The sequence below is a fragment of the Comamonas piscis genome, from assembly GCF_014109725.1.
In the GTDB taxonomy this organism is placed as follows: domain Bacteria; phylum Pseudomonadota; class Gammaproteobacteria; order Burkholderiales; family Burkholderiaceae_C; genus Comamonas; species Comamonas piscis.
Map to the genome: position 1 here is coordinate 4,686,014 of NZ_CP058554.1, position 22,187 is coordinate 4,708,200.

At 60.5% G+C, this 22,187-nt stretch carries 25 protein-coding genes and 1 tRNA gene; 5 read left to right on the plus strand and 21 right to left on the minus strand.

From position 1 onward, the window contains the following. Positions 1–756, plus strand: a complete 756-nt coding sequence (gene zapD, locus HS961_RS21205) for a cell division protein ZapD (RefSeq protein WP_182325418.1) — start codon at positions 1–3, stop codon at positions 754–756. Positions 757–810: 54 nt separating this feature from the next. Further along, a complete protein-coding gene (locus HS961_RS21210) occupies positions 811–1,023 on the plus strand; it encodes a DNA gyrase inhibitor YacG (RefSeq protein WP_182325419.1) in 213 nt (70 codons plus the stop codon). Between the two features lie 53 nt (positions 1,024–1,076). Here the strand turns inward: HS961_RS21210 and HS961_RS21215 are convergent, their stop codons facing one another. The 4 genes from HS961_RS21215 to secA all read right to left on the minus strand — a co-directional run bounded on the left by HS961_RS21215 (position 1,077) and on the right by secA (position 6,677). Then, complete coding sequence (locus HS961_RS21215; protein ID WP_182325420.1) at positions 1,077–1,550, minus strand: NUDIX domain-containing protein; 474 nt, start codon at positions 1,548–1,550, stop codon at positions 1,077–1,079. Positions 1,551–1,587: 37 nt separating this feature from the next. Then, on the minus strand, positions 1,588–2,544 hold the full coding sequence (locus HS961_RS21220) for an ATP-binding protein (RefSeq protein ID WP_182325421.1): 957 nt from the start codon (positions 2,542–2,544) through the stop codon (positions 1,588–1,590). Positions 2,545–2,628: 84 nt separating this feature from the next. Continuing rightward, complete coding sequence (argJ, locus tag HS961_RS21225; RefSeq protein WP_182325422.1) at positions 2,629–3,861, minus strand: bifunctional glutamate N-acetyltransferase/amino-acid acetyltransferase ArgJ; 1,233 nt, start codon at positions 3,859–3,861, stop codon at positions 2,629–2,631. 77 nt (positions 3,862–3,938) lie between these two features. Further along, positions 3,939–6,677: a preprotein translocase subunit SecA gene (gene secA / locus HS961_RS21230; RefSeq protein ID WP_182325423.1), complete on the minus strand. Its 2,739-nt coding sequence runs from the start codon at positions 6,675–6,677 to the stop codon at positions 3,939–3,941. Positions 6,678–6,904: 227 nt separating this feature from the next. Between secA and HS961_RS21235 the strand changes: the two genes are divergently transcribed. Continuing rightward, positions 6,905–7,213, plus strand: a complete 309-nt coding sequence (locus HS961_RS21235; protein WP_182325424.1) for a hypothetical protein — start codon at positions 6,905–6,907, stop codon at positions 7,211–7,213. Positions 7,214–7,296: 83 nt separating this feature from the next. Here HS961_RS21235 and HS961_RS21240 read toward each other — a convergent pair. From HS961_RS21240 to petA, 6 genes are all read right to left on the minus strand, one after another. Continuing rightward, positions 7,297–7,372: transfer RNA gene (locus HS961_RS21240), tRNA-Thr, on the minus strand. A gap of 48 nt (positions 7,373–7,420) precedes the next feature. Further along, positions 7,421–7,945 (minus strand): ClpXP protease specificity-enhancing factor, encoded by a 525-nt coding sequence (locus tag HS961_RS21245; protein WP_182325425.1) that lies wholly within the window; start codon positions 7,943–7,945, stop codon positions 7,421–7,423. Between the two features lie 88 nt (positions 7,946–8,033). Continuing rightward, positions 8,034–8,645, minus strand: a complete 612-nt coding sequence (locus HS961_RS21250; protein ID WP_182325426.1) for a glutathione S-transferase N-terminal domain-containing protein — start codon at positions 8,643–8,645, stop codon at positions 8,034–8,036. Between the two features lie 123 nt (positions 8,646–8,768). Further along, positions 8,769–9,533: a cytochrome c1 gene (locus tag HS961_RS21255; protein WP_182325427.1), complete on the minus strand. Its 765-nt coding sequence runs from the start codon at positions 9,531–9,533 to the stop codon at positions 8,769–8,771. Positions 9,534–9,551: 18 nt separating this feature from the next. After that, entirely contained in the window at positions 9,552–11,000 is a 1,449-nt protein-coding gene (locus HS961_RS21260) for a cytochrome b (protein WP_182325428.1), read from the minus strand. Positions 11,001–11,009: 9 nt separating this feature from the next. Further along, entirely contained in the window at positions 11,010–11,606 is a 597-nt protein-coding gene (petA, locus tag HS961_RS21265) for a ubiquinol-cytochrome c reductase iron-sulfur subunit (RefSeq protein ID WP_182325429.1), read from the minus strand. A 132-nt stretch (positions 11,607–11,738) separates the two neighbouring features. Between petA and mscL the strand changes: the two genes are divergently transcribed. Next, positions 11,739–12,164, plus strand: coding sequence for a large conductance mechanosensitive channel protein MscL (gene mscL, locus HS961_RS21270; RefSeq protein ID WP_182325430.1), 426 nt, complete (start codon positions 11,739–11,741; stop codon positions 12,162–12,164). Between the two features lie 73 nt (positions 12,165–12,237). On the opposite strand, the gene pdxA is transcribed toward mscL, so the two are convergent. The 3 genes from pdxA to HS961_RS21285 all read right to left on the minus strand — a co-directional run bounded on the left by pdxA (position 12,238) and on the right by HS961_RS21285 (position 15,489). After that, positions 12,238–13,296 carry a 4-hydroxythreonine-4-phosphate dehydrogenase PdxA gene (gene pdxA, locus HS961_RS21275; RefSeq protein ID WP_182325431.1) on the minus strand — a complete coding sequence of 353 codons (1,059 nt, stop codon included), beginning with the start codon at positions 13,294–13,296 and terminating at the stop codon, positions 12,238–12,240. A gap of 18 nt (positions 13,297–13,314) precedes the next feature. Then, complete coding sequence (locus tag HS961_RS21280) at positions 13,315–14,067, minus strand: Nif3-like dinuclear metal center hexameric protein (RefSeq protein ID WP_182325432.1); 753 nt, start codon at positions 14,065–14,067, stop codon at positions 13,315–13,317. 105 nt (positions 14,068–14,172) lie between these two features. Next, positions 14,173–15,489, minus strand: a complete 1,317-nt coding sequence (locus HS961_RS21285; protein WP_182325433.1) for an MFS transporter — start codon at positions 15,487–15,489, stop codon at positions 14,173–14,175. A 577-nt stretch (positions 15,490–16,066) separates the two neighbouring features. Between HS961_RS21285 and HS961_RS21290 the strand changes: the two genes are divergently transcribed. Then, positions 16,067–17,230: a trypsin-like peptidase domain-containing protein gene (locus HS961_RS21290; protein WP_182325434.1), complete on the plus strand. Its 1,164-nt coding sequence runs from the start codon at positions 16,067–16,069 to the stop codon at positions 17,228–17,230. A gap of 190 nt (positions 17,231–17,420) precedes the next feature. On the opposite strand, the gene tatC is transcribed toward HS961_RS21290, so the two are convergent. From tatC to hisI, 8 genes are all read right to left on the minus strand, one after another. Further along, positions 17,421–18,218, minus strand: a complete 798-nt coding sequence (tatC, locus tag HS961_RS21295) for a twin-arginine translocase subunit TatC (protein WP_182325435.1) — start codon at positions 18,216–18,218, stop codon at positions 17,421–17,423. A 137-nt stretch (positions 18,219–18,355) separates the two neighbouring features. Further along, complete coding sequence (gene tatB, locus HS961_RS21300; protein ID WP_182325436.1) at positions 18,356–18,880, minus strand: Sec-independent protein translocase protein TatB; 525 nt, start codon at positions 18,878–18,880, stop codon at positions 18,356–18,358. Between the two features lie 65 nt (positions 18,881–18,945). Further along, positions 18,946–19,197 (minus strand): Sec-independent protein translocase subunit TatA, encoded by a 252-nt coding sequence (gene tatA / locus HS961_RS21305; protein WP_182325437.1) that lies wholly within the window; start codon positions 19,195–19,197, stop codon positions 18,946–18,948. Positions 19,198–19,300: 103 nt separating this feature from the next. Further along, positions 19,301–19,657: a histidine triad nucleotide-binding protein gene (locus tag HS961_RS21310; protein ID WP_182325438.1), complete on the minus strand. Its 357-nt coding sequence runs from the start codon at positions 19,655–19,657 to the stop codon at positions 19,301–19,303. 95 nt (positions 19,658–19,752) lie between these two features. After that, the gene (locus HS961_RS21315) at positions 19,753–20,862 is read right to left on the minus strand and encodes a patatin-like phospholipase family protein (RefSeq protein WP_182325439.1); all 1,110 of its coding nucleotides are present in this window, start codon (positions 20,860–20,862) and stop codon (positions 19,753–19,755) included. Further along, a complete protein-coding gene (locus tag HS961_RS21320) occupies positions 20,855–21,244 on the minus strand; it encodes a DUF4870 family protein (protein ID WP_182325440.1) in 390 nt (129 codons plus the stop codon). The genes HS961_RS21315 and HS961_RS21320 overlap by 8 nt, the downstream gene beginning before the upstream one ends. After that, positions 21,241–21,618 (minus strand): phosphoribosyl-ATP diphosphatase, encoded by a 378-nt coding sequence (locus tag HS961_RS21325; RefSeq protein ID WP_182328366.1) that lies wholly within the window; start codon positions 21,616–21,618, stop codon positions 21,241–21,243. The genes HS961_RS21320 and HS961_RS21325 overlap by 4 nt, the downstream gene beginning before the upstream one ends. Positions 21,619–21,706: 88 nt before the next feature. Next, positions 21,707–22,105 (minus strand): phosphoribosyl-AMP cyclohydrolase, encoded by a 399-nt coding sequence (hisI, locus tag HS961_RS21330; RefSeq protein ID WP_182328367.1) that lies wholly within the window; start codon positions 22,103–22,105, stop codon positions 21,707–21,709. Between the last annotated feature and the right edge of the window lie 82 nt (positions 22,106–22,187).

The following is a 22,187-nucleotide window of genomic DNA, read 5'->3' on the forward strand; positions in this document are numbered from 1 at the left end:
GTGATTATTTACGAGTACCCCTTCAACGAACGTGTGCGAGCCTATCTCCGCCTGGAGTACCTGCTGCGCCGGCTTGACGTACTCCTGCAGCGCGACACGGATATTGACCACCACTTTGCGATCACCACCTTGTTCGAGGTCATGGACGTTGCCTCGCGCAGCGATCTGAAAACCGACCTGCTCAAAGACCTGGAGCGCCAGCGCCAGCAGTTCAATGCCTACCGCGACAATCCCATGATTTCCGTCGACATGCTGGACAAGGTCATTGGCCAGATTGACGCGGCCCATGCCCAGTTGCGTGCCCAAAATGGCAAGCCCAGCCAGCTGTTGATCGAGAACGAGTGGCTGATGGCCATCCGCAACCGCACTGGCATCCCTGGCGGCACCTGCACCTTTGACCTGCCCAGCTACCATGCCTGGCTGCATGCGGACAGCAGCAGCCGCAGAGCCGATCTGCAAGGCTGGACGGCCTCGTTTGCACCGCTGGCCAGCGCCCTTATTCTGCTGCTGCGAATGTTCCGTGATGCCGGTGCGCCGCAGCGCATTGCAACTGTGCGTGGACAGTTCCAACAAAACCTGCCTCAGGGCCGCGTCTACCAGCTGCTGCGCCTCAAGATCGATCCCAGCGCTAACCTGGTCCCTGAGATCAGCGGCAACCGCTTGATGATCTCCATCCGCATGCTGCAAAAGACTGAGAGCGGCCAACTGGGCCTGACCACGCAAGACGGTCAGTACGAAATGGTGCTCTGCGCTTGAGTGCTAAAGCGCGCGGGATGGAGGCGGTAAACCATGCCGCCCTACAATAGCCGGATGAGTTCTTCTGCAGATAACGCAATCCCCAGCATCCAGTGCCCCCAGTGCGGCGGCCCTTCCAGCTTTGCACGCAGCAACCGGTTTCGCCCGTTTTGCAGCGAGCGTTGCAAGCTGATTGACCTGGGCGCCTGGGGCAATGAAGATTTCCGGGTGCCTGCGGAATCCCCACCGCTGGACCAGCCCTACGGCGACCCGCGTCTGGAAGACTGAACGCGCCCCAACAGTGGCAGCGTCGCGCTGACCGCAAAGCGTTCAGGCAGCGCTTATTTCAGCGCAACTTCCTCAGCATGGGCATAAGCGGCCGCATCAAAAGGCAGGCCACGCTCCTCGCTCAGCCATTGCAACACGGGGAAGGACCCCTCCAGCACGGGGCGCACCGTCAGCGGCAATTGCTGCCAGGACATCTGCTGGCCTTCGCGCATTTCAAAGTCGCCCGACCACTGCGTCACCTTGCACCAGTGCAGGCGCACCAAGGCATGCGTGTAGTCATGCTCGGTCACCTTCCAGGCGATGCAGTTGTCGATGCGAATGCCGAGTTCTTCAACCAGCTCTCGGCGCAGTGCTGCTTCCACGGTCTCGCCCGCCTCCAGCTTGCCGCCGGGGAATTCCCACCAGCCCGCACGCGGTTTGCCCAGGGGGCGGCTTGTAATCAGCAGTGCATTGTCGCTCTCACGGATCAACACGCCCACAGCGACATCGGTGTAGCTGCGGGCTTCGGTGGTTTCAGTCTGGCTCATAGGTCTTCAAGGGCTACCGTGTAGCAGCCTTTCTTTATCAATCTTGGGCTTCTTCGCCCAGATCCGCCACATCGGCAATCTGCTGTCGGGTCTGTACCTGACGCTCGCTGCGGCCAGCCCAGTCACGGGCAAACTGGTGGGCGACGCGACCACTGCGTGATCCGCGCTCCAGCGCCCAGACCAAAGCCTCGGGCCGAGCGGCTTGAATATCCGCTTCAGGGGCACCCAGCGCAGACAGCCATTGGCCCACCACGCGCAGGTATTCGTCCTGGCTGAATGGGTAGAAGCTGACCCAGAGGCCAAAGCGCTCGGACAGCGAAATCTTCTCCTCCACCACTTCGCCCGGATGGATCTCACCGTTCTCGCCCTTTTGCTGTGCCAGGTTATCGGTCATGTACTCGGGCAGCAGATGGCGGCGGTTGCTGGTCGCATAGACCAGCACATTCGGGGTGGCGGCGGAGACGGAGCCATCCAAAATCGACTTCATCGCCTTGTAGCCGGGCTCACCCTCTTCAAAACTCAGGTCATCGCAGTAGATGATGAATTTCTCAGGCCGGCCGGCCACCACATCGACAATGTCCGGCAGATCCGTGAGATCGGCCTTGTCCACCTCGATCAGGCGCAGGCCCTGGGGCGCATAGGCATGCAGACAGGCGCGGATCAACGAAGACTTGCCGGTACCGCGTGCACCCGTCAGCAACACATTGTTGGCGGTGCTGCCTTGCACAAACTGCTCGGTATTGCGGGCAATCTTTTCCTTCTGGCCGTCAATGTTCTGCAGGTCGGACAGGGACATCGGACCCACATGGCGTACGGGCTCCAGCACACCGCAGCCATTGGCGCGTTTGCGGTAACGCCAGGCAATGGCGTCGTTCCAGTCGGCCGGCGCCTGCAGCGCCTGGGGCAGCACCGACTCGATGCGCTGCATCAGCTGCTCGGCGCGCTGCACCAAGCGCTCAAGCGGAGAAAAAGGGGAAGTGGAGGACTCGGTCATGGTATCCAGACGCACAAGGTTGAAAAGCCAGCGCTGCCTGCGGTCCCCATGGCGGGGCACGCCGGCAGGCTGGCTGCCGCTGTATCAGGAGCGGTAGTCCGCGTTGATGCTCACATAGTCGTGACTCAGATCGCAGGTCCACAGCTGGGTGGATGCGCTGCCCCGGCCCAGCTGCACGCGCACCACAATTTCTTGCTGTTTCATCACGCGCTGGCCATCGGCCTCTTGGTAGGCCGGGTTGCGGCCGCCCTGGGTGGCGACATGCACATCGTCCAGGAACAGCTCAATCTGGGTTTGGTCCAGATCATCGATACCGGCGTAGCCCACAGCTGCCAGAATGCGGCCCAGGTTGGGATCGCTGGCAAAGAACGCCGTTTTGACCAGTGGCGAATGCGCAATCGCATAGGCCACCAGGCGGCATTCTTCTTCGGTACGGCCTTGCTCAACCTCGATCTGGATGAACTTGGTGGCGCCCTCGCCGTCGCGCACAATCGCTTGCGCCAGCTTCTGAGCCACCTCGCGCAGCGCGGTCATCAAAGCCTGGCCGTCCGCGGTGTTCCAGTCGGTGATGGGGGCATTGCCTGCCTGGTTGGTAGCAACCACGACAAAGGAGTCATTGGTTGAGGTGTCGCCGTCAATCGTGATGCGGTTGAAGGACTGGTCCGCCAGGGTCTTGGCCAGCGCTGGCATCAGCTCGGGGCTGATAGCTGCATCGGTGCCCAAAAAGCTCAGCATGGTCGCCATATTGGGGCGAATCATGCCCGCGCCCTTGCTGATACCGGTGACCTGCACCGTCTTACCACCTACCGTGGCCGACGCAGAGAACGCCTTGGGCAGGGTGTCGGTGGTCATGATGCCCTCGGCGGCCTTGGCCCAGTGGGTCGGCTGTGCGTCAGCAATGGCGGCGGGCAGGCCAGCGGTGATGCGGTCCACCGGCAGCGGCTCCATGATCACGCCGGTCGAGAACGGCAGCACTTGCTGGGTATCAATCTTCAACAGACCAGCGAGTGCATCGCAGGTGGCATGCGCGCGGGCCAGGCCATCAGCGCCGGTGCCAGCATTGGCATTGCCGGTGTTGATGACGATGGCGCGGATCGCCTGGCCGTGGCTGGCCAGATGCTCGCGGCAGATCTGCACGGGCGCGGCGCAAAAGCGGTTCTTGGTGAACACGCCAGCCACATGGCTGCCCTCGTCCAGCAAAAACACCGTCACATCCTTGCGGTTGGCCTTGCGCACGCCGGCCTCCGTCACACCAATACGAATACCGGCAACAGGCGCCAAGTCCTGCGCTACGGGGGCTTTCAAATTGACGGGCATATCAGTCTTTTCCTTGAAACCATGAAAAAACGGGCGATGAACCAGTCAACGCCCGTTGTGGTGAAGCAATCCGGTAATTATGCGAGTTTACCGTGACAGAGCTTGTATTTCTTGCCGCTGCCGCATGGGCATGGGTCGTTACGGGACACGCGCGCGCCCTCTGGCAGCGCCAAAGGTTCGCTGGCCTCGGCATCGCCCGATTCGTCAGGGCCGCTGTAGGTCACATGCGCCGTGCGGTCGTTGCTTTGCTCCAGCTGCTCGGTGGCTTCATCGAGCTGCTCGGGCGAGCGGATCTGCACCGACATCATCACGCGGGTCACCTGCGTCTTGACCTGGTCAATCAGCTGGCTGAACAGCTCGAATGCCTCGCGCTTGTATTCCTGCTTGGGCTGCTTTTGTGCATAGCCGCGCAGGTGGATGCCTTGGCGCAGGTAGTCCAGCGCAGCCAGATGGTCGCGCCAGCTGGAATCCAGGGTCTGCAGCAGCACCGCACGCATGAACTGCATGAAGTTCTCCTTGCCCGCCTGCTCCAGCTTATCGTTGAAAAGACGCGCGCCTTCAGCCACCACCTTCTCTTCGATCTCCTCGTCGGTGATCGACTCGGCGCCTTCCAGCAGCTGCACCAGCGGCAGGTTGATCTGCCACTCGTCGCGCAGCACCTTTTCCAGGCCAGCCAGGTCCCACTGCTCTTCCATCGACTGCACGGGCACGTACTGGCGCACGATATCGGCCAGTGCGCTGTCGCGCATGCCATCAATCATGGGAGACAGATCAGCGGCATCCAGGATCTCGTTGCGCTGCTGGTAGATGACCTTGCGCTGGTCATTGGCCACATCGTCGTATTCAAGCAATTGCTTGCGCATGTCGAAATTGCGTGCTTCCACCTTGCGCTGAGCGCTCTCGATGGAGCGGGTCACAATGCCCGCCTCAATGGCTTCGCCATCGGGCATCTTCAGGCGCTCCATGATGGCCTTGACACGGTCGCCCGCGAAGATGCGCATCAGCTGGTCGTCCAGCGACAGATAGAAGCGTGAGGAACCGCGGTCACCCTGGCGGCCGGCACGGCCTCGCAGCTGGTTGTCGATACGGCGCGACTCATGGCGCTCGGTGGCGATGATGCGCAGGCCGCCCAGCTCGGTCACCTTGTCGTGCTCGACCTTCCAGTCGGCGCGCAAGGCATCCACCTTGTTGCGACGCTCGGTCTCCGTCAGCGACTCGTCGTTCTCGATGGCAGAAATCTGCTTCTCGATATTGCCACCCAGCACAATGTCGGTACCCCGACCGGCCATATTGGTCGCAATGGTGATCACGCCTGGGCGTCCCGCCTGGGCAATGATGTCTGCCTCGCGCTCGTGCTGCTTGGCATTGAGTACCTGGTGAGGCAGGTTCTCTTTTTTCAGCATCTCGTCGATGATTTCAGAGTTCTCGATCGAGGTCGTACCCACCAGCACCGGCTGACCGCGCTCATAGCACTCGCGGATGTCATTGATTGCAGCCGTGTACTTTTCGGGCGTGGTCTTGTAGACGCGGTCCAGCTGGTCGTCGCGCTTGCTGGGGCGGTTGGGTGGAATCACCACGGTCTCCAGACCGTAGATTTCCTGGAACTCATAGGCTTCGGTATCTGCCGTGCCCGTCATGCCACCCAGCTTGTTGTACAGGCGGAAGTAGTTCTGGAAGGTGATCGATGCCAGGGTCTGGTTCTCGGCCTGGATTTCCACGCCTTCCTTGGCTTCAACGGCCTGGTGCAGGCCTTCGCTCCAGCGGCGGCCTGACATCAGACGGCCGGTGAATTCATCGACAATCACCACCTCGCCGCCCTGCACCACATAGTGCTGGTCGCGGTGGTAGAGATGCTGGGCGCGCAGCGCCGCATACAGTTGGTGCACCAGGGTGATGTTGGCGGGATCGTAGAGCGATGCGCCTTCGGCCAGCATGCCCTTTTCCGCCAGAATGCGCTCTGCCGCTTCGTAGCCCTGCTCGGTCAAGTGGATCTGGTGGCCTTTTTCATCGACCGTGAAATCGCCTGGCTTGGTCACGCCTTCACCTGTGCGGGGGTCGGCTTCGCCTTCTTGGCGGGTGAGGGTTGGCACCACTTCGCGCATCGCCAGATAGGCAGCGGTATGGTCTTCGGCTTGGCCGGAGATGATCAGCGGCGTACGCGCTTCATCGATCAGGATCGAGTCCACCTCGTCAACGATGGCGAAATTCAAATTGCGCTGCACGCGCTCGCTGGCATCCTGCACCATATTGTCGCGCAGGTAGTCAAAGCCGTACTCGTTGTTGGTACCGTAGGTGATGTCGGAGTTGTAGGCGGCCTGCTTTTCATGCTTGGGCAGCTGCGACAGGTTGATACCGACGCTCAAACCCAGGAAGTTGTAGAGCCGTCCCATCCAGGTGGCATCACGAGTAGCGAGGTAATCATTGACCGTCACCACGTGCACGCCACCGCCGCTCAAGGCGTTCAGGTACACCGGCAGGGTGCCTGTCAGGGTCTTGCCCTCACCCGTGCGCATTTCGGCAATCTTGCCGTAATGCAGGGCCATACCGCCCAGCATCTGCACATCGAAGTGACGCATCTTCATCACCCGCTTGGAGCCTTCGCGCACGACGGCAAAAGCCTCGGGCAAGATATCGTCCAGTGACTCTCCACCGGCGACCCGGTTTTTGAACTCCTGCGTCTTCTCGCGCAATTGCTCGTCGCTGAGCTTTTCGTACTCAGGCTCCATCGCGTTGATGCGCGTGACGACCTTGCGGTATTGCTTGAGCAGGCGATCATTGCGACTGCCAAAAATTTTGGTGAAGAAATTGGTTGCCATGCGAACAGAACCACACAACCAGAGGCAGCACTTGCGTCCACCCCTGCCATGCGACCGGAATTCCTAGTGTTTAGTGTTGTGTCAGATGGAGGCAATGACCCCGGCTTCAATACCGAAAACCATGCCAGCCGAATAAAACATTCTACAACCCTGAATAGAATGCGTTGTGGCAGGTGCATTGCAATGTATGGCTATCGCGCCTGCCACAGCTTTGGATGTCCCCTGCCATGATCAAGCCCCAACGTCGGCATTTCGCCGTCACCGTAGAACAAGCCGCGAGCGAGGCCCCCACCCTGGCGAGCCTGGTGGCCTTGACGCGGGAGTCCTCTACCCGCTTCCAACTGGTGGAATTTCTGATTCCGCCGATGCTGCGCGCCTCCATCAAGCCCGGCCCCATCGATGGCGACCAATGGTGCCTGCTGGTGGCCAACAATGCCTGCGCTGCCAAGATGAAGCAGCTGCTGCCCGCGATGGCTGCCCATCTACGCGTCAAAGGCTACCCGACGGCCGATATCCGCCTCAAAGTACTGCGCTGATAACGCGCAGCCAAGACCCCATCGCAAGCCCAGACGCAAAAAAGCCGTTCCCAGCGCTTGCTGAGAACGGCTTTGTAAAGCTCTGGTGCCGGTTATCGGAATCGAACTGATGACCTACCGCTTACAAGGCGGTTGCTCTACCAACTGAGCTAAACCGGCAACATTCGGCATTCTATACGGGATTGCCCGTGGAAAAGCCGAGACCGGCTATTTGACCAGCTTGAGGGACGGTTTGCCCGCCTTGCCAGGCCGAGCTGGGGTCTTACCATCGCCTGCAGGCGCCTCGTCACTAGAGGCGACAACCTGCATGACCGGCGCAGCGGTGTCCGCCTCCGTAGCTGCTTCGTCACCCTCTTCTCGCTCCGCTTCCAACGCTGACATGGCAATGTCCGCATCGTCGTCGAGCAGATCCTCTGGCGGTGGGAAGCCCATGCCCTGGCCGGTTTCGCGCGCAAAAATGGCGACCACGCGGCTGACGGGCACCATGATGTCGCGCGGCACACCGCCAAAACGGGCAGTGAACTCAATGTAGTCATTGCCCAGCTTGAGCGCGCTGGTGGCGTCATAGCTGATGTTGAGCACAATTTCGCCGTCTTTGACGAACTCGCGCGGGACCAGCACGGTCTTGTCCACGCGAACGCTCAGGTACGGGGTCAGGCCATTGTCATTGCACCACTCCACCCAGGCACGGATCAAATAAGGCTGGGTGGATGTCGTCTGGATTTCACTCATTGGGCACTTTCTGCTCTCAGCAGCGCCAGCGGTCTATCCCACTGGCACCGCCCGCATGCAACCCGCCAAAAAGCGGGTCCAGCGGCTTTTACTTGCGCATGACCTTTTCGGAAGGCGTCAGTGCCTCGATATAGGCAGGGCGCGAGAAGATGCGTTCCGCATACTTCAGCAGCGGGGCTGCATTCTTGGACAGCTCGATACCGTAGTAATCCAGGCGCCACAGCAACGGCGCAATGGCCACATCCAACATCGAGAAGTTCTCGCCCAGGATGAACTTGTTCTTCAGGAACACCGGTGCCATCTGGGTCAGGCGGTCGCGGATCTGCGAGCGGGCCTTTTCCAGGGCCTTCTCGTTGCCCTTGACAGCACGCTCTTCCAAGGTGTGCACGTGGGTGAACAACTCTTTTTCGAAGTTCAGCAGGAACAGACGCACACGGGCACGCTCGACCGGGTCGCCGGGCATCAGTTGTGGGTGCGGAAAGCGCTCGTCGATGTACTCGTTGATGATGTTCGACTCGTACAGGATCAGATCACGCTCGACCAGGATTGGCACCTGGCCGTAGGGGTTCATCACACTGATGTCTTCGGGCTTGTTGAACAGGTCCACATCACGGATTTCAAAATCCATCCCCTTTTCGAACAGCACGAAGCGGCAGCGGTGGGAGAAAGGGCAGGTCGTTCCCGAATAAAGCACCATCATGGTGAGAGGCTCCTCAAAATCAAAAAAGAGTGGACAGCAGTCAATGCCGCCCACTCTACACAAATCGGCTACCCCAATTCAAGCCCTGCTCACAGGGCCCGAAGCGGCTGCACGCAAATACGTTTACTTCACATCTTTCCAGAACGCCGCATTCAGACGCCAGGTGATGAAGATGAGTCCCAGCAGAAAAATCAACACCCCGACGCCGACGCGCATACGGGTGTTCTGGTTGGGATCACCCATCCATTGTAGATAGTTCACCAAATCACCCACACTCTTATCGAATTCGGTCGAGCTCATCTTGCCGGGCGTGACCTGGCTCCAGCCGGCGAACACCTGGGTTTTATGGCCATGTGATTCCGATTCTTGGTACACAGGAACACGCACACCCTGCAGTTCCCAGAGCACATGGGGCATACCAACCGAGGGGAAAGCCAGGTTGTTCCAGCCCGTGGGTTTAGTGTCGTCCTTGTAGAAGGTGCGCAGGAAGGTGTAGAGGTAATCCGCACCCGTGCCCTGGTGGCTGGCACGTGATCGGGCCACCAAGGTCAGGTCCGGCGGATTGGCGCCAAACCACTCCTTGGCCTGCTTGGGATCAATGGCGGCTTTCATGGTCTCGCCCACCTTGTCGGTGGTGAACAGCAGGTTGTCCTTGATCTGCTGCTCGCTCAGGCCGATGTCCTGCAGGCGGTTGTAGCGCATGAAGGCCGCAGAGTGGCAGCTGAGGCAGTAGTTCACGAACAGCTTGGCGCCGTTTTGCAAAGAGGTGGTGTTCGTGGTGTCGGGCTTGAACTTGTCCCAGGCGACACCGCCTTCGGCAGCCTGCACCGCGCCCGCACCGAAAAGAACGCTCAGGCCCAGGCATGCAGAGAGAATGATTTTTTTCATCGTGGGGTGCTTTCTGGTTCAGTGCGCATGGAAGGTGACGCGCTCAGGCACCGGCTTGGGTGTGCCTTTGCGGCTCCACCACGGCATCAGCAGAAAAAAGCCAAAGTAGAACAACGTGCCCACCTGGGAAACTTTTTCACCAATCGGCGATGGCGGCTGCACCCCCAGGTAGGCCAGCACGACAAAGTTCACGACAAAAACGGCATACACATACTTGTGCCAATGCGGGCGGTAGCGGATGGAGCGCACCGGACTGTGGTCCAACCAGGGCAGGAAGAACAGAATGATCACCGCGAGCCCCATCACCACCACGCCCCAGAACTTGGCGTCAATGCCACCCAAGGCCGCAATGCCGGTAAAGGCAAAGGTGCCGAACATTGCCAGCACCACCAGGCCCACCAGCACCAGCAGCGCCTTGAGGATCGCCGCCATGCGGGTCTTGATGCAGACATAGGCAACAGCGGCCACCAGGATCACCGACAAGGCCACCATCATCTCGCCGGTGATGGCGCGCAGCATCGAATAGAACGGCGTGAAGTACCAGACGGGGGCAATGTGGTTGGGCGTCTTCAGCGGGTCGGCCGGGATGAAGTTGTTGTACTCCAGGAAGTAGCCACCCATCTCGGGCGCAAAGAACACAATCGCCGAGAAGATGAACAGGAACACCGCCACACCGAACAGGTCATGTACCGTGTAATAAGGGTGGAAGGGCACGCCATCGAGCGGCCGGCCCTGCGCGTCCTTGGGCGCGTTGGGGCCCTTGATTTCGATGCCATCGGGGTTGTTCGAACCCACATCGTGCAAAGCCAGCAAGTGCGCCGCCACCAGGCCCAGCAGCACCAGCGGCACCGCAATCACGTGGAAAGCGAAGAAGCGGTTCAAGGTGGCATCGCCCACCACATAGTCGCCCCGGATCAGCAGGGCCAGGTCCGGACCGATAAAGGGAATGGCCGAGAACAGGTTGACGATCACCTGCGCGCCCCAGTACGACATCTGGCCCCAAGGCAGCAGGTAGCCCATGAAGGCCTCAGCCATCAGGCACAGGAAGATGGCGCAGCCAAACACCCAGACCAGCTCACGCGGCTTGCGGTAGCTGCCGTACAAAAGGCCACGGAACATGTGCAGGTAGACCACGACAAAGAAGGCCGAAGCACCGGTGGAATGCATGGTGCGGATCAGCCAGCCCCAGGGCACATCACGCATGATGTACTCGACCGACGCAAAGGCTTTCTCGGCATCCGGCTTGTAGTGCATCACCAGGAAGATGCCGGTGACGATCTGGATCACCAGCACCAGCAGCGCCAGAGAGCCAAAGATGTACCAGAAGTTGAAGTTCTTGGGCGCGTAGTACTCCGACATGTGGACCCGGTAGGCGTCAAATGCCGTGGGGAAGCGGTTTTCCAGCCAGTTGCCGGCCTTGGCGCCCAATGTCGCGTTCGGCGATATGTCCTTGAATTCGTGTGCCATGGCGCCTCCTTATGCTTTTTTGTCTTCGCCAATGAGCAGCCGGGTATCGGTTAGATACTGATGCGCTGGCACCTCAAGGTTGTCGGGAGCAGGTTTGTTCTTGAACACACGCCCGGCCAGGTCAAAGGTGGAGCCGTGGCAGGGGCAGAGAAAGCCGCCCTTCCAGTCATCGGGCAAGGACGGTTGGGGACCGGGCTGCAGCTTGTCCGTGGGCGAGCAGCCCAGGTGGGTGCAGATGCCGATGACCACCAGCACATCGGGCTTGATGGAGCGGGTTTCGTTCTTCGCGTAGTCCGGTGTGGGATAGGCCGTGCGCTCGGATTTGGGGTCAGCGAGCTGCCCGTCCAGTTGGGGCAGCTCGGCGATTTGCTCGGGGGTTCGGCGCATGATCCAGATCGGCTTGCCGCGCCATTCGGCGGTGATTTTCTCGCCAGGCTTGAGATCCGAGATATCCACTTCAACGGCGGCGCCAGCGGCCTTGGCCTTTTCTGAGGGACTGAAGGAGCTGACAAAGGGAACCGCAGTGGCGACTCCTCCGACAGCACCTGCGCATCCCGACGCTATCAGCCACGTCCTTTTACTGGAGTCGATGGAAGAATCACTCATGGGGCTCCTTGGTCAACGCTTATATCTCGGTTTTTGGCGGATTGTACGAAGTGTCTTGCCCATCATGCAATGCGCCGAAACCCTTGAAGCTGAGCGATACTAGTCGTCATGTTTATTTGACAGGAGCAGCGCATGAGCTTCATAAAGGAATTCCGCGAGTTTGCGGTCAAGGGCAATGTGATGGATCTGGCCGTTGGTGTGATCATCGGCGCCGCTTTTGGCAAGATCGTCGATTCGGTCGTCAATGACTTGATCATGCCTATCGTCGGCTTGGTCTTTGGCAAGCTGGACTTCTCCAATCTATTCGTGGTGCTGGGCACCATTCCCGACGGTATTCCGCGCACACTCGATGCGCTGAAAAAAGCCGGCATTCCCGTGTTTGCGTATGGCAACTTCATAACGGTGGCGGTGAACTTTGCGATCCTGGCCTTCATCATTTTCCTGATGGTCAAGCAGATCAACCGTCTCAAACGCGAAACGCCGGCCGCCCCTGCCGCAACGCCCGAAGACGTGGTGCTGCTGCGTGAAATCCGCGACAGCCTGCAGCAAAAGCGTTGATTTTTTGCAACAAAGAAGCAGAAATCCTGCTTCCTTTGCAGCGACACCCCAGCAGCCGCACGAGGCTGCTTTTTTATGCCTGCCCCTGCCCTGCGGCCAAGCGGCGTGCCATCTGTACCGCCGCAATCAGGCTGGCTGCATCGGCCAGGCCCTGGCCGGCAATATCAAAGGCGGTGCCATGGTCGGGGCTGGTGCGCACCAGCGGCAGGCCCAAGGTCACGTTCACGCCCTCGTCCAGCCCCAGGTACTTCACGGGGATCAGGCCCTGGTCGTGGTACATGGCCACCACCACATCAAAGGCCCCTGGGCGCTCGGCGCTGTGGCGGGCACGCATGAACACCGTATCGGGCGGCTCTGGCCCGATCACCTGTATGCCCAGCGCCTGCGCAGCCGCCACGGCGGGCGCAATGTGCTCCAGCTCTTCACGGCCCATCAGGCCCGCCTCACCGGCATGCGGGTTAAGCCCTGCCACTGCAATCCTGGGTGGCCGGCCCAGTGCACGCAGCAAGGCCTCGTGGGTGATGCGGATGGTCTCCAGCACCTGCTCCTGGGTCACCGCCGCAATGGCATCGCGCAGCGATACATGGATGCTTACCAGCACCGTGCGCAGCGCGTCATTGGCCAGCATCATGCGCACCGGCATGTGCGCCAGCGGCACGCCGGCATGTTCGGCGGCTTCGGCCTGCAGCAGCTCGGTATGGCCGGGGAACGCCAGCCCCGCCAGATGCAGTGCTTCCTTGTTCAAGGGCGCCGTCACCAAACCGGCAATCTCCCCTTGCAAGGCCTGGCGGGCCGCCCAGCGCACGCATTCTGCGGCGGCGCGCCCCGCTTCGGCCTGCACCTGGCCAAAAGGCAAGGGGCCCGGCAAACCTGGCAGCGGGAACACCGGCATGCAACGCGGCGGCACCTGCCAAGCCTCCTGCGGATCAGCGATCTCGGCCACCGGCAGCGCGCAGCGGCCCGGGCCTTGCAGGATCTGCGCGGCGCGACGCATGGTCTGCACCTCGCCCACCACAAAGCAGCCCTGCATCTGCTCAGGCGCATCGCGAAAGGCCTTGGCCACGATTTCCGGGCCAATGCCGGCAGGGTCGCCCTGGGTGATGGCGAGCAAGGGGGCTAAAGGGGCAGTCATGTCTTTGGAAGCGAAGGCTTAAGCGGGATTGTCGATATCGATGAAGCTGTGCGCCACACCCAACTGCTGGGCCACAACGGCCGCAGCCGCTGGCGCCCCGTAGCGCTCGGTGGCATGGTGGCCGGCTGCAAAAAAGCTCACACCAGTCTCACGTGCCAAATGGGCCTGGGGCTCGGATATTTCGCCGGTCAGAAAGCCATCGGCGCCGGCGGCCATCGCCGCCTCGAAGAAGCCCTGCGCCCCGCCCGTACACCAGGCCATGCGGCGGATGGGCCGCGGCGTCTCGCCCGTCACCAAGGTGACGGAGCGGCCCAGCACCTGTTGTATATGTGCCGCGACTTCAGCGGGGGCCACGACATCCAGGTTGCCAATAAAGCCCAGCTCCTGATCGCCAAAGCGCGCATCGGCCTGCCAGCCCAACTGCGCGCCCAATTGCGCGTTATTGCCCAGCTCGGGGTGGGCATCCAACGGCAGGTGGTAGGCAAACAGGTTGATGTCGTGTTTGATCAGCAGCTCAATGCGCTGCTTCATCCAGCCGGTGATACGGCCGTCGTAGCCGCGCCAGAACAGGCCGTGGTGCACAAAGATGGCATCGGCCTGGGCAGCAATCGCCGCCTCGATCAAGGCGCGGGATGCCGTCACACCGCTGACCAGCTTGCGGATCTCCGCCTTGCCCTCCACCTGCAAGCCATTGGGGCCATAGTCTTTGAAGCGGGCGGGCTGCAGCAGCGCATCAAAGGCCTGCAGCATGTCGTGGCGGGTGGTAGTCATGGCGAAATTGTCTCAGACCTGCGCGCGCCCACGGGCCCGACATAAGAAAACCCGCTGATGCGAGCGCATGCAGCGGGTTGTGCGGGTCGTCAGACCGAAGCGGTATCAGCGCTTGGCAACCCAGCCCTTGACGGCCAGCGGCCAGAAGCCCATGGCCACGCCCAGTACACCCATTGCCGCCACATAGTGGGCGGGGGCCATCACATCGGCCTGTTGCCAGACGGAGACCAGCATGGGGGTCAGGCCACCAAACACCGCATAGGCCATGTTGTAGGAGAAGGACAAGCCCGTGAAACGCACCTCTGGCGGGAAGGCGCGCACGCCCACCACCGGCAGCAACGAGATCGCACCCACAAAGAAGCCGACCAGCGCATAGGTCCAGATCAGCGAGAGCTCCGTGCCCGGCAGATTCAGGTAGAACAGATAGGCAGTCACTGCCATTCCGCCCCAGCCCAGCACCATCGCGGCACGCGTGCCCCATTGGTCCGACAGCCAGCCCCAGAACACGCAGCCGATCGTCAAGGTGACGGTAGCCACCGCATTGGCCTTGAGGGCCACCGCAGGCGCGATGTGGAACACCTTTTGCAGGTAGGACGGCGTAAACAGAATCACAACCACCACGGCGGTGGACAGGATCCAGGTCATCAGCGCCACGACCACGCTGGCTTCGCGGTGGTCGCGCAGGATGGTCTTCAGCGGCAGTTCACGGTCTACCTTTTTACGCGCCTGCATCTCCTGGAAGATGGGGGTCTCGTGCAAGAACTTGCGCAGATACACCGACACCAGGCCAAACACACCACCCAGAATGAAGGGTATGCGCCAGGCCCAGTCGTGGATCTCGGCAGGGCTGTAGACGCTGTTGAGCCAGACGCCAATGATCGAGCCCAGGAAAATGCCGCCGGTGATGCCCGAGGTCAGCGAGCCAATCGCAAAACCATAGCGCTTGGCCGGTGCATGCTCGGCCACAAACACCCAGGCGCCAGGCATCTCGCCGCCGATCGCCGCGCCTTGCAGCACGCGCATGGCCAACAGCAGGAAGGGAGCGGCCAGGCCGATGGTTTCATAGGTTGGCAGCAAGCCAATGACCAGGGTCGGTACCGCCATCAGGAACACCGACAGGGTGAACATCTTCTTGCGGCCCAGAATATCGCCGTAGTGCGCAATCAAAATGCCGCCAATGGGGCGGGCCAGGTAGCCAGCCGCAAAAATGCCCAGGGTCTGCAGTTGGCGCATCCAATCGGGCATGGAGGGTGGGAAGAACAGCGCTCCCAGCACATTGGCGAAAAACACAAACACCACGAAGTCATAAAACTCCAGGGTGCCGCCCAGGGCCGACAGGCCCAGGGTCTTGTAGTCATCCCGGTTAAGGGGGCGGTTGGCAGGTGCGGCAGCCGCACCTTGTTCAGCAGTCAGCGAAGTCATGTGTCCTCTACATATCAGAGCAGGACAGCGCAAGGCGCAGCGCGTTGTGGGCGCATATCAACGGGTTCATCGAGACCCGGGATATCGGGAGTCAAGGCAAGCGAGTGAGGGGATGGGCCCGTTCGCAGGGAACCGCGATGAGCTGAAAAGCGCGGTCAAAAGGTGGCACCTATTCTAGGTACTTACCCTGCGCACCCCCGGCATGTCACGAAAGGTATCCCTTCCTGCTGGGGCTTGATGCCGCGGTCAGGCTGAACGGAACAGCCTAGATTGTTCCAAAAAATGGCAATTCCTTGCATGCTCAACTAAATCTGCATTCATTGGATATATTTGGTGAACAATGTCCTGTCTGTGACATCGTGATGGACGATGGAATGCATCGCGGATGGCACATGGCATGCATGGGTTGTTTTGCTTGCTGGCGCAACGAAGCGGAAGCTCTTCTGCCATCCAAGCCCGTTGCACCGCAGCGATGCAGCCCTTGCAGCAGACGCCAGTGCCATAATCGATAGCAATGCCTTGCGCCGTTGCTGGCTTTGCAACAGATCCGGCCACCTCCCACCCAACCCCAGGTTTTATGAAACGCCTTTGGCTATTTTTCGCACAATCGGTCACCGTTTTGCTGGCCTTATACTTTATCGTCGCCACCCTGCAGCCCAGCTGGCTGCAACGCAATAACGCGATACGCAGCAATGCCGGCATTGCACTGATAGAGGCGCCGCAAAGCGAAGCCAACCGGGCCAGCGTGGCCACCAGCAGCTTCAGCCCGGCCGCCAAAAAAGCGTCGCCGGCGGTGGTCAGCATCAATACCAGCACCTCCGTGCGCCATCCCCGCGCGAATGACCCCTGGTTCCAGTTCTTCTTTGGCGACCAGGGTGTGCAAAACCAGGCGGGCCTGGGCAGCGGTGTGATCGTCAGCCCCGATGGCTATGTGCTCACCAACAACCATGTGGTGGAAGGTGCCGACGACATTGAGGTGACCTTGACCGATGGCCGCAAGGCCAAGGGCAGCATCATTGGTACCGATCCGGAGACGGACCTGGCCATTCTCAAGATCAGCCTGGACAAGCTGCCGGTCATCGTGCTGGGCAATTCGGAATCCGCCGAAGTCGGCGACCAGGTGCTGGCCATTGGCAACCCCTTTGGCGTGGGCCAGACCGTCACCAGCGGCATTATCAGCGCGCTGGGCCGCAGCGAGCTGGGCATCAACACCTTCGAGAACTTTATCCAGACCGACGCCGCCATCAACCCCGGCAATTCCGGCGGCGCGCTGGTCGATGTGAACGGTAACCTGGTCGGCATCAACACCGCTATCTACTCCCGCTCGGGCGGCAGCATGGGCATTGGCTTTGCGATCCCTGTGGCGCTGGCCAAGAATGTGCTCGACAGCATCGTGCGCGACGGCAAGGTCACCCGGGGCTGGATTGGCGTGGAACCTAATGACCTGACCCCAGAGCTGGCGGAGACTTTTGGTGTCAAGGCCGATACCGGCGTCATCATCACCGGCGTGCTGCAAAGCGGCCCCGCCGCCAATGCCGGCATCCGCCCTGGCGATGTGATCACCCAGATCGGCGACATACAGGTACACCATGTGCAAAGCCTGCTGACCGCCGTCGCTGCCTTGGTGCCCGGCACCGCTGCCGATGTGCAGCTGCGCCGGGGTGACCAAAGCCTGACTTTGCCTGTAACGCCTGGCACGCGGCCGGTCAACAACCGCGCGATGCCCCAAGGCAGGCGTTAAAGCCCGACGGGGGCGCCTTGTGAGCGCCCTCGCCTTGACTCAGCATAAAGCGGACATTCAAACCCAAGGCCTCTGCGATTCCACGCAGGCTGCGGTCACCGGCAAACATTCCAAACCTTCCCCCAGATACACCAAAGCCCCGGCAGACCTCAGGTCTGCGCGGGGCTTTAGCGTATCTGTGCAGCGGTAATCAGGCCGCGGCGTCAGGGTCCGCCTCTTCTTCTTCCTTCTTGGGCTGGTTGCGGGAGAACCAGGTGGCGCCCAGAATGCCGATCTCATACAGAATGCACATGGGAACGGCCAGCGAAATTTGCGACAGCACATCGGGCGGGGTTACCACCGCAGCAATCACAAAAGACAGCACGATGAAGTAGCCCCGGAAGGACTTGAGCTTGGCAATGTCCACGATACCCAGGCGCACCAGCAAGATCACCACAATCGGCACTTGGAACGCCAGGCCAAAGGCGAGGTACAGCGACAAGATGGCCTCGACATAGGAGGCAATATCCGGCGTTGCCGCCACACTGGATGGCGTGAAATGCTGGATAAAGCCAAACATGCGGTCCAGCACAAACAGCTGCACAAAGGCAATGCCACCGTAGGCCAGCAGGCTGCCAAAGAAAATCAGCGGCAGCGCAAACTTCTTCTCATGCATGTAGAGGCCCGGGGCCACAAAAGCCCAGAGCTGGTACATGATCCAGGGCAGTGCCAGCAAGACCGCCGCCATGCCCAGCACCTTGAGCGGCACGATAAACGGCGAGAAGACACCCACCGCAATCAGCTTGGCGTCCGGCGGCATGTGCATCTTGATCGGGTGAGCGATGAAGTCCATCAGCCCATCCGGGCCGGGCCAAAAGGCCAGCAAGGCCAGGGCCACCAGAACGCCACCAACGCTGTAGAGCAGCCTATTGCGCAGCTCCATCAGGTGCTGCACAAAGGGCTGCTCGGTGCCGGCCAGTTCGTCTTCTTTGGAAGGGGTTTCGGACATGGGGATATCTGTTGCGGATCAATGCATCAGCAAAGCGCAGCACTGCTTGGCAGGCTGCGCGCTGGCGGCTGACGGAAATGCGAGGAAGAAAACATGCCAACGCCCTGCTCTTGGAGCTTGCTGCGTTGGGGGCGCCATCACAGGCCGGACGATGGCTTTTTGGGCCGGAAACGTGCCACCCGCGCCGCACCCGATTGAACATGGGTGCGTACACCCGCATGGTGCTTGTACCACTGCGGCGTTGCACCCTTTTTGACGCGCCAGTTCTTGCGCGGATGGTGGTAGACCGGTGCCACCGCTGTTACCGAGCTGCCGTCATAGCTCTCGGCATAGGGGTCAGCGGTGTAAAAACTGTCATCGCTGCCAGATGACGCAATAGCGCCATTGGCCTGGTCGTTGAGGTTTTTCTCGAAGTCCGAAGAGTTGGTGCGGATGGTGTTTTCCACATCACGCGCCGCCGACTCAACGTTGTCCTTCATCTTGCGCAGCTCGTCGAGCTCCATCGAACGATTGACCTCGGACTTGACGTCGTTGACATAGCGCTGCGCCTTGCCCAGCAAGGTGCCAACCGTGCGCGCAACGCGCGGCAGTTTTTCAGGTCCAATAACGATCAGTGCGACTGCACCGATCAAGGCCATCTTGGAGATACCGAGATCAAACATTCCAACCCCATCGAATGCACACAAGCGGTTGCTGCAGCTGGTCTGCAGCCCCAGTCAGGCGCACATCAGCCCTTGTTCTTGGCTTCGACGTCGATGGTGGTGTTCTTGTCAGCCACAGGCGACTGACCCACTTGCTGGGCCGTGGTGGTCGTGGTTGCGGCAGGAGAGGCAGCCTCACCACCGTCCTTGATGCCATCCTTGAAGCCCTTGACGGCTCCACCCAGATCGGTACCGATGTTCTTGAGCTTCTTGGTGCCGAAAACCAGCACGACGATGAGCAAAACAATCAGCCAATGCCAAACAGAAAAGGAACCCATGAAATTCTCCTAGCGAATATGTGCATTTTAGACGCCTTGGGCGTCTATTGGTTTCGTAATACTGTCACGCGGCGAGGTCTTCGCCCGCGTGTCGGGGCTGGGATCAGCCCTTTTTCCAGGGGCGGGGGCCACCCAGTAGGTGGATGTGCAGGTGGTGCACTTCCTGGCCACCTTCGTCGCCAGTGTTGATCATCAGCCGAAAACCGCCCTGCGGGTAAGGGTTGCAGCCATTGGCCTCGGCCAGCTCGGGCGCCTTGGCCAGCATGCGGCCCAGCAACGGCGCTTGTTCGGCGCCCACCTGGGCCATCGATGGGATATGCAGCTTGGGCACCATCAGCAAATGCACGGGCGCTGCCGGGTGGATGTCCTTGAACACCAGCATGTCCTCGTCTTCATAGACCTTGCTCGAAGGGATTTGGCCGGCAATGATTTTGCAAAAAAGGCAGTCTGGATCGTGCATAAAGTCTTATCTATCAAAACAGAGACAGCGCCATTAACAGCGCGCCACCGTGGCAGGCAGAAGGCAAGCAGCAAGCGTGCCAACACTGACCACCCTTACACCTTGAAGCCGGATCGTACGCCGACATCCCCTCGGTGCTCGGTGAGCCAGTTCTCTCCGGAGACACGGCCGCGCTCGAACAGCTCGCGCACAAAGGGGGTATCCGAGCGGTTTTTGCTGGATGCGCCATAGCTTTTGAGCACAGCGCCGCCATCCACATGGTGCATCAGCATGTACTTGTAGCGCTCGCGGTCCAGCTTGCCGTCATCGAGCAGTCGGCGCACAAAGCCCATGGCCCGCAGCTCGGCCAGCAAGCTGGCGTTGAAGGTGATCTCGTTGATGCGGTCCATGATTTCCTGGACATTGCTCGGCACCTCGCTGTACTCGATCGGGTTGAGCTGCACCAGCAAGATATCGCTGTTGCCCGTTTGGTAGATCAGCGGGTAGAGCAAGGGGTTGCCGGAGTAGCCGCCATCCCAGTAATGCTGGTCCTTGATCTCGACGGCCTTGTACATCATCGGCAGGCAGGCAGAGGCCATGACCGCATCAGCCGTCAAGCGCTTGCCGCTGAACACTTCGCCCTTGCCGGTGCGCACATTGGTGGCGCAGACAAACACCCGAGGCGCGTTGCGGCCCTGCTCGTGCTGCAGAAATTCAAAATCCACCACTTTCTCAAGCAGGCGGCGCAAGGGGTTGATGTCGAGGGGGTTGGTCTGGTACGGCGATAGCCACTGGCTCATCATGTCCCAAATCGCCTTGCCGGCCATCGGCACACCCGCCATCAGGCTGCCCATGGTTCCCACACCTTCCCAGAACTGGGTGAGGCTCTCACGGGCGGATTCGCAACCTGCCTGATGGGCCTTGAGTCGGTCTGTCTCGGTAGCGGCGGCCTTGCCATAGCCATAGGCCATGACCACAGCGTTCATCGCACCGGCACTGGTGCCGCTGATACCTTCTACCCAAAGGCTGCGCTCTGCCATCAAGGCATCCAGGACGCCCCAGGTAAAGGCGCCATGCGAGCCGCCGCCTTGCAAGGCCAAGCTGATCGGCGGGGTGTTTTCATCAACGCCCTTGGAGCGCGGAACGCGCTTGGGCGTTTCGACCTCGACGGGTACCTGCTCACCAGGCAGCTCTGGCGCATCGGGCTGCGGCACAGCGCTAGCCATGGATCGCCTGGTCTTTGTTCATCGCCAGCATGCCGCGCACGATGCGATAGAGGAACCAGATCGAAATGATGGTCCAGGCAATCCAGCCGGGAACGAGAAAAAGAATCCACAGCGGTGCAGTGATGACATACAGCACCCCCGCCCAGATCACACTGCGAATGCGCCATGAGAAATGGCTTTGCTGCCAGGTGCCCTGCGCATCGCTGCGCTTGACCAGATCAATCACCAGCGCGATCACCAGCAGCACAATGCTGGCCTGGGCGCTGGGCACCACCGCAGCCACGGCCACAATCAAGTGCAGCAGGTAGCTGACCCAGCCCCAGGTCTTGAGGCTTTGCATCGCGGCGGAATCCACGGTCTTCACGTCAACGACATTGTTCATGCGGAACTCCCTTCTTCAGCTTCACGGTCTTGTACTTTGCGCAGCGCTTTTTCTTCTAGGCCACTGAGACCCTCGCGGCGCACCAACTCGTTCACCACATCGGCGGGACTCAAGCCATAGTGGGCCAGGGCCACCATCGTATGAAACCACAGATCGGCCACTTCGTACACCAGTTTGGAAGCCGGTGCGCCATGGTCCACATCCTTGGCTGCCATCACCACCTCGGTCGCCTCCTCCCCCACCTTTTTCAAAAAGGCATCTGGGCCCTTGTGCAACAAGCGGGCCACGTAGCTGGCCTCGGGGTCGCCGCCATTGGCAGGTTTGCGCGATTCCAGCACCTCAGCCAGACGCATGAGTGCATCGGTAGAGGACATGGCGGCGGAAGCAGAGGTATCGGTCATAAAGGGAATATAGCGAAGCAGCCGCTTTGGGCTGCAGAGGAAGACGGATCTCGGACAGGGCTTATTTGTAGATTGATTCCGGGTCTTTCAAGACCGGATCGACCGCTTGCCACTGGCCATCTCGCAACACGCTGTAAAAACAGCTGTGGCGGCCGGTGTGGCAGGCAATGCCCGGCTCATGCCCGGTCTGGGTCACGCTCAACAGCACCACATCGTTGTCGCAGTCGATGCGGATCTCATGCACTGTTTGCACATGGCCCGACTCTTCGCCCTTAAACCAGAGCTTGCCGCGCGAGCGGCTGAAGTACACCGCCCGGCCCAACTCGGCCGTATGGGCCAGCGCCTCGCGGTTCATCCAGGCAAACATCAGCACATCTTTGGTGTGCTGCTCCTGCGCAATCACGGGCACCAGGCCCTGCGCGTCCCATTTCACTTGATCGAGCCAGTTCATGCGGGGAATTGTCTCGCATTCAATGCCGCTGTGCGCAATGCAGGGGGAAAACAGCCGCAAAAGAAACCGGCCCGGTGCAAGGAATGCAACC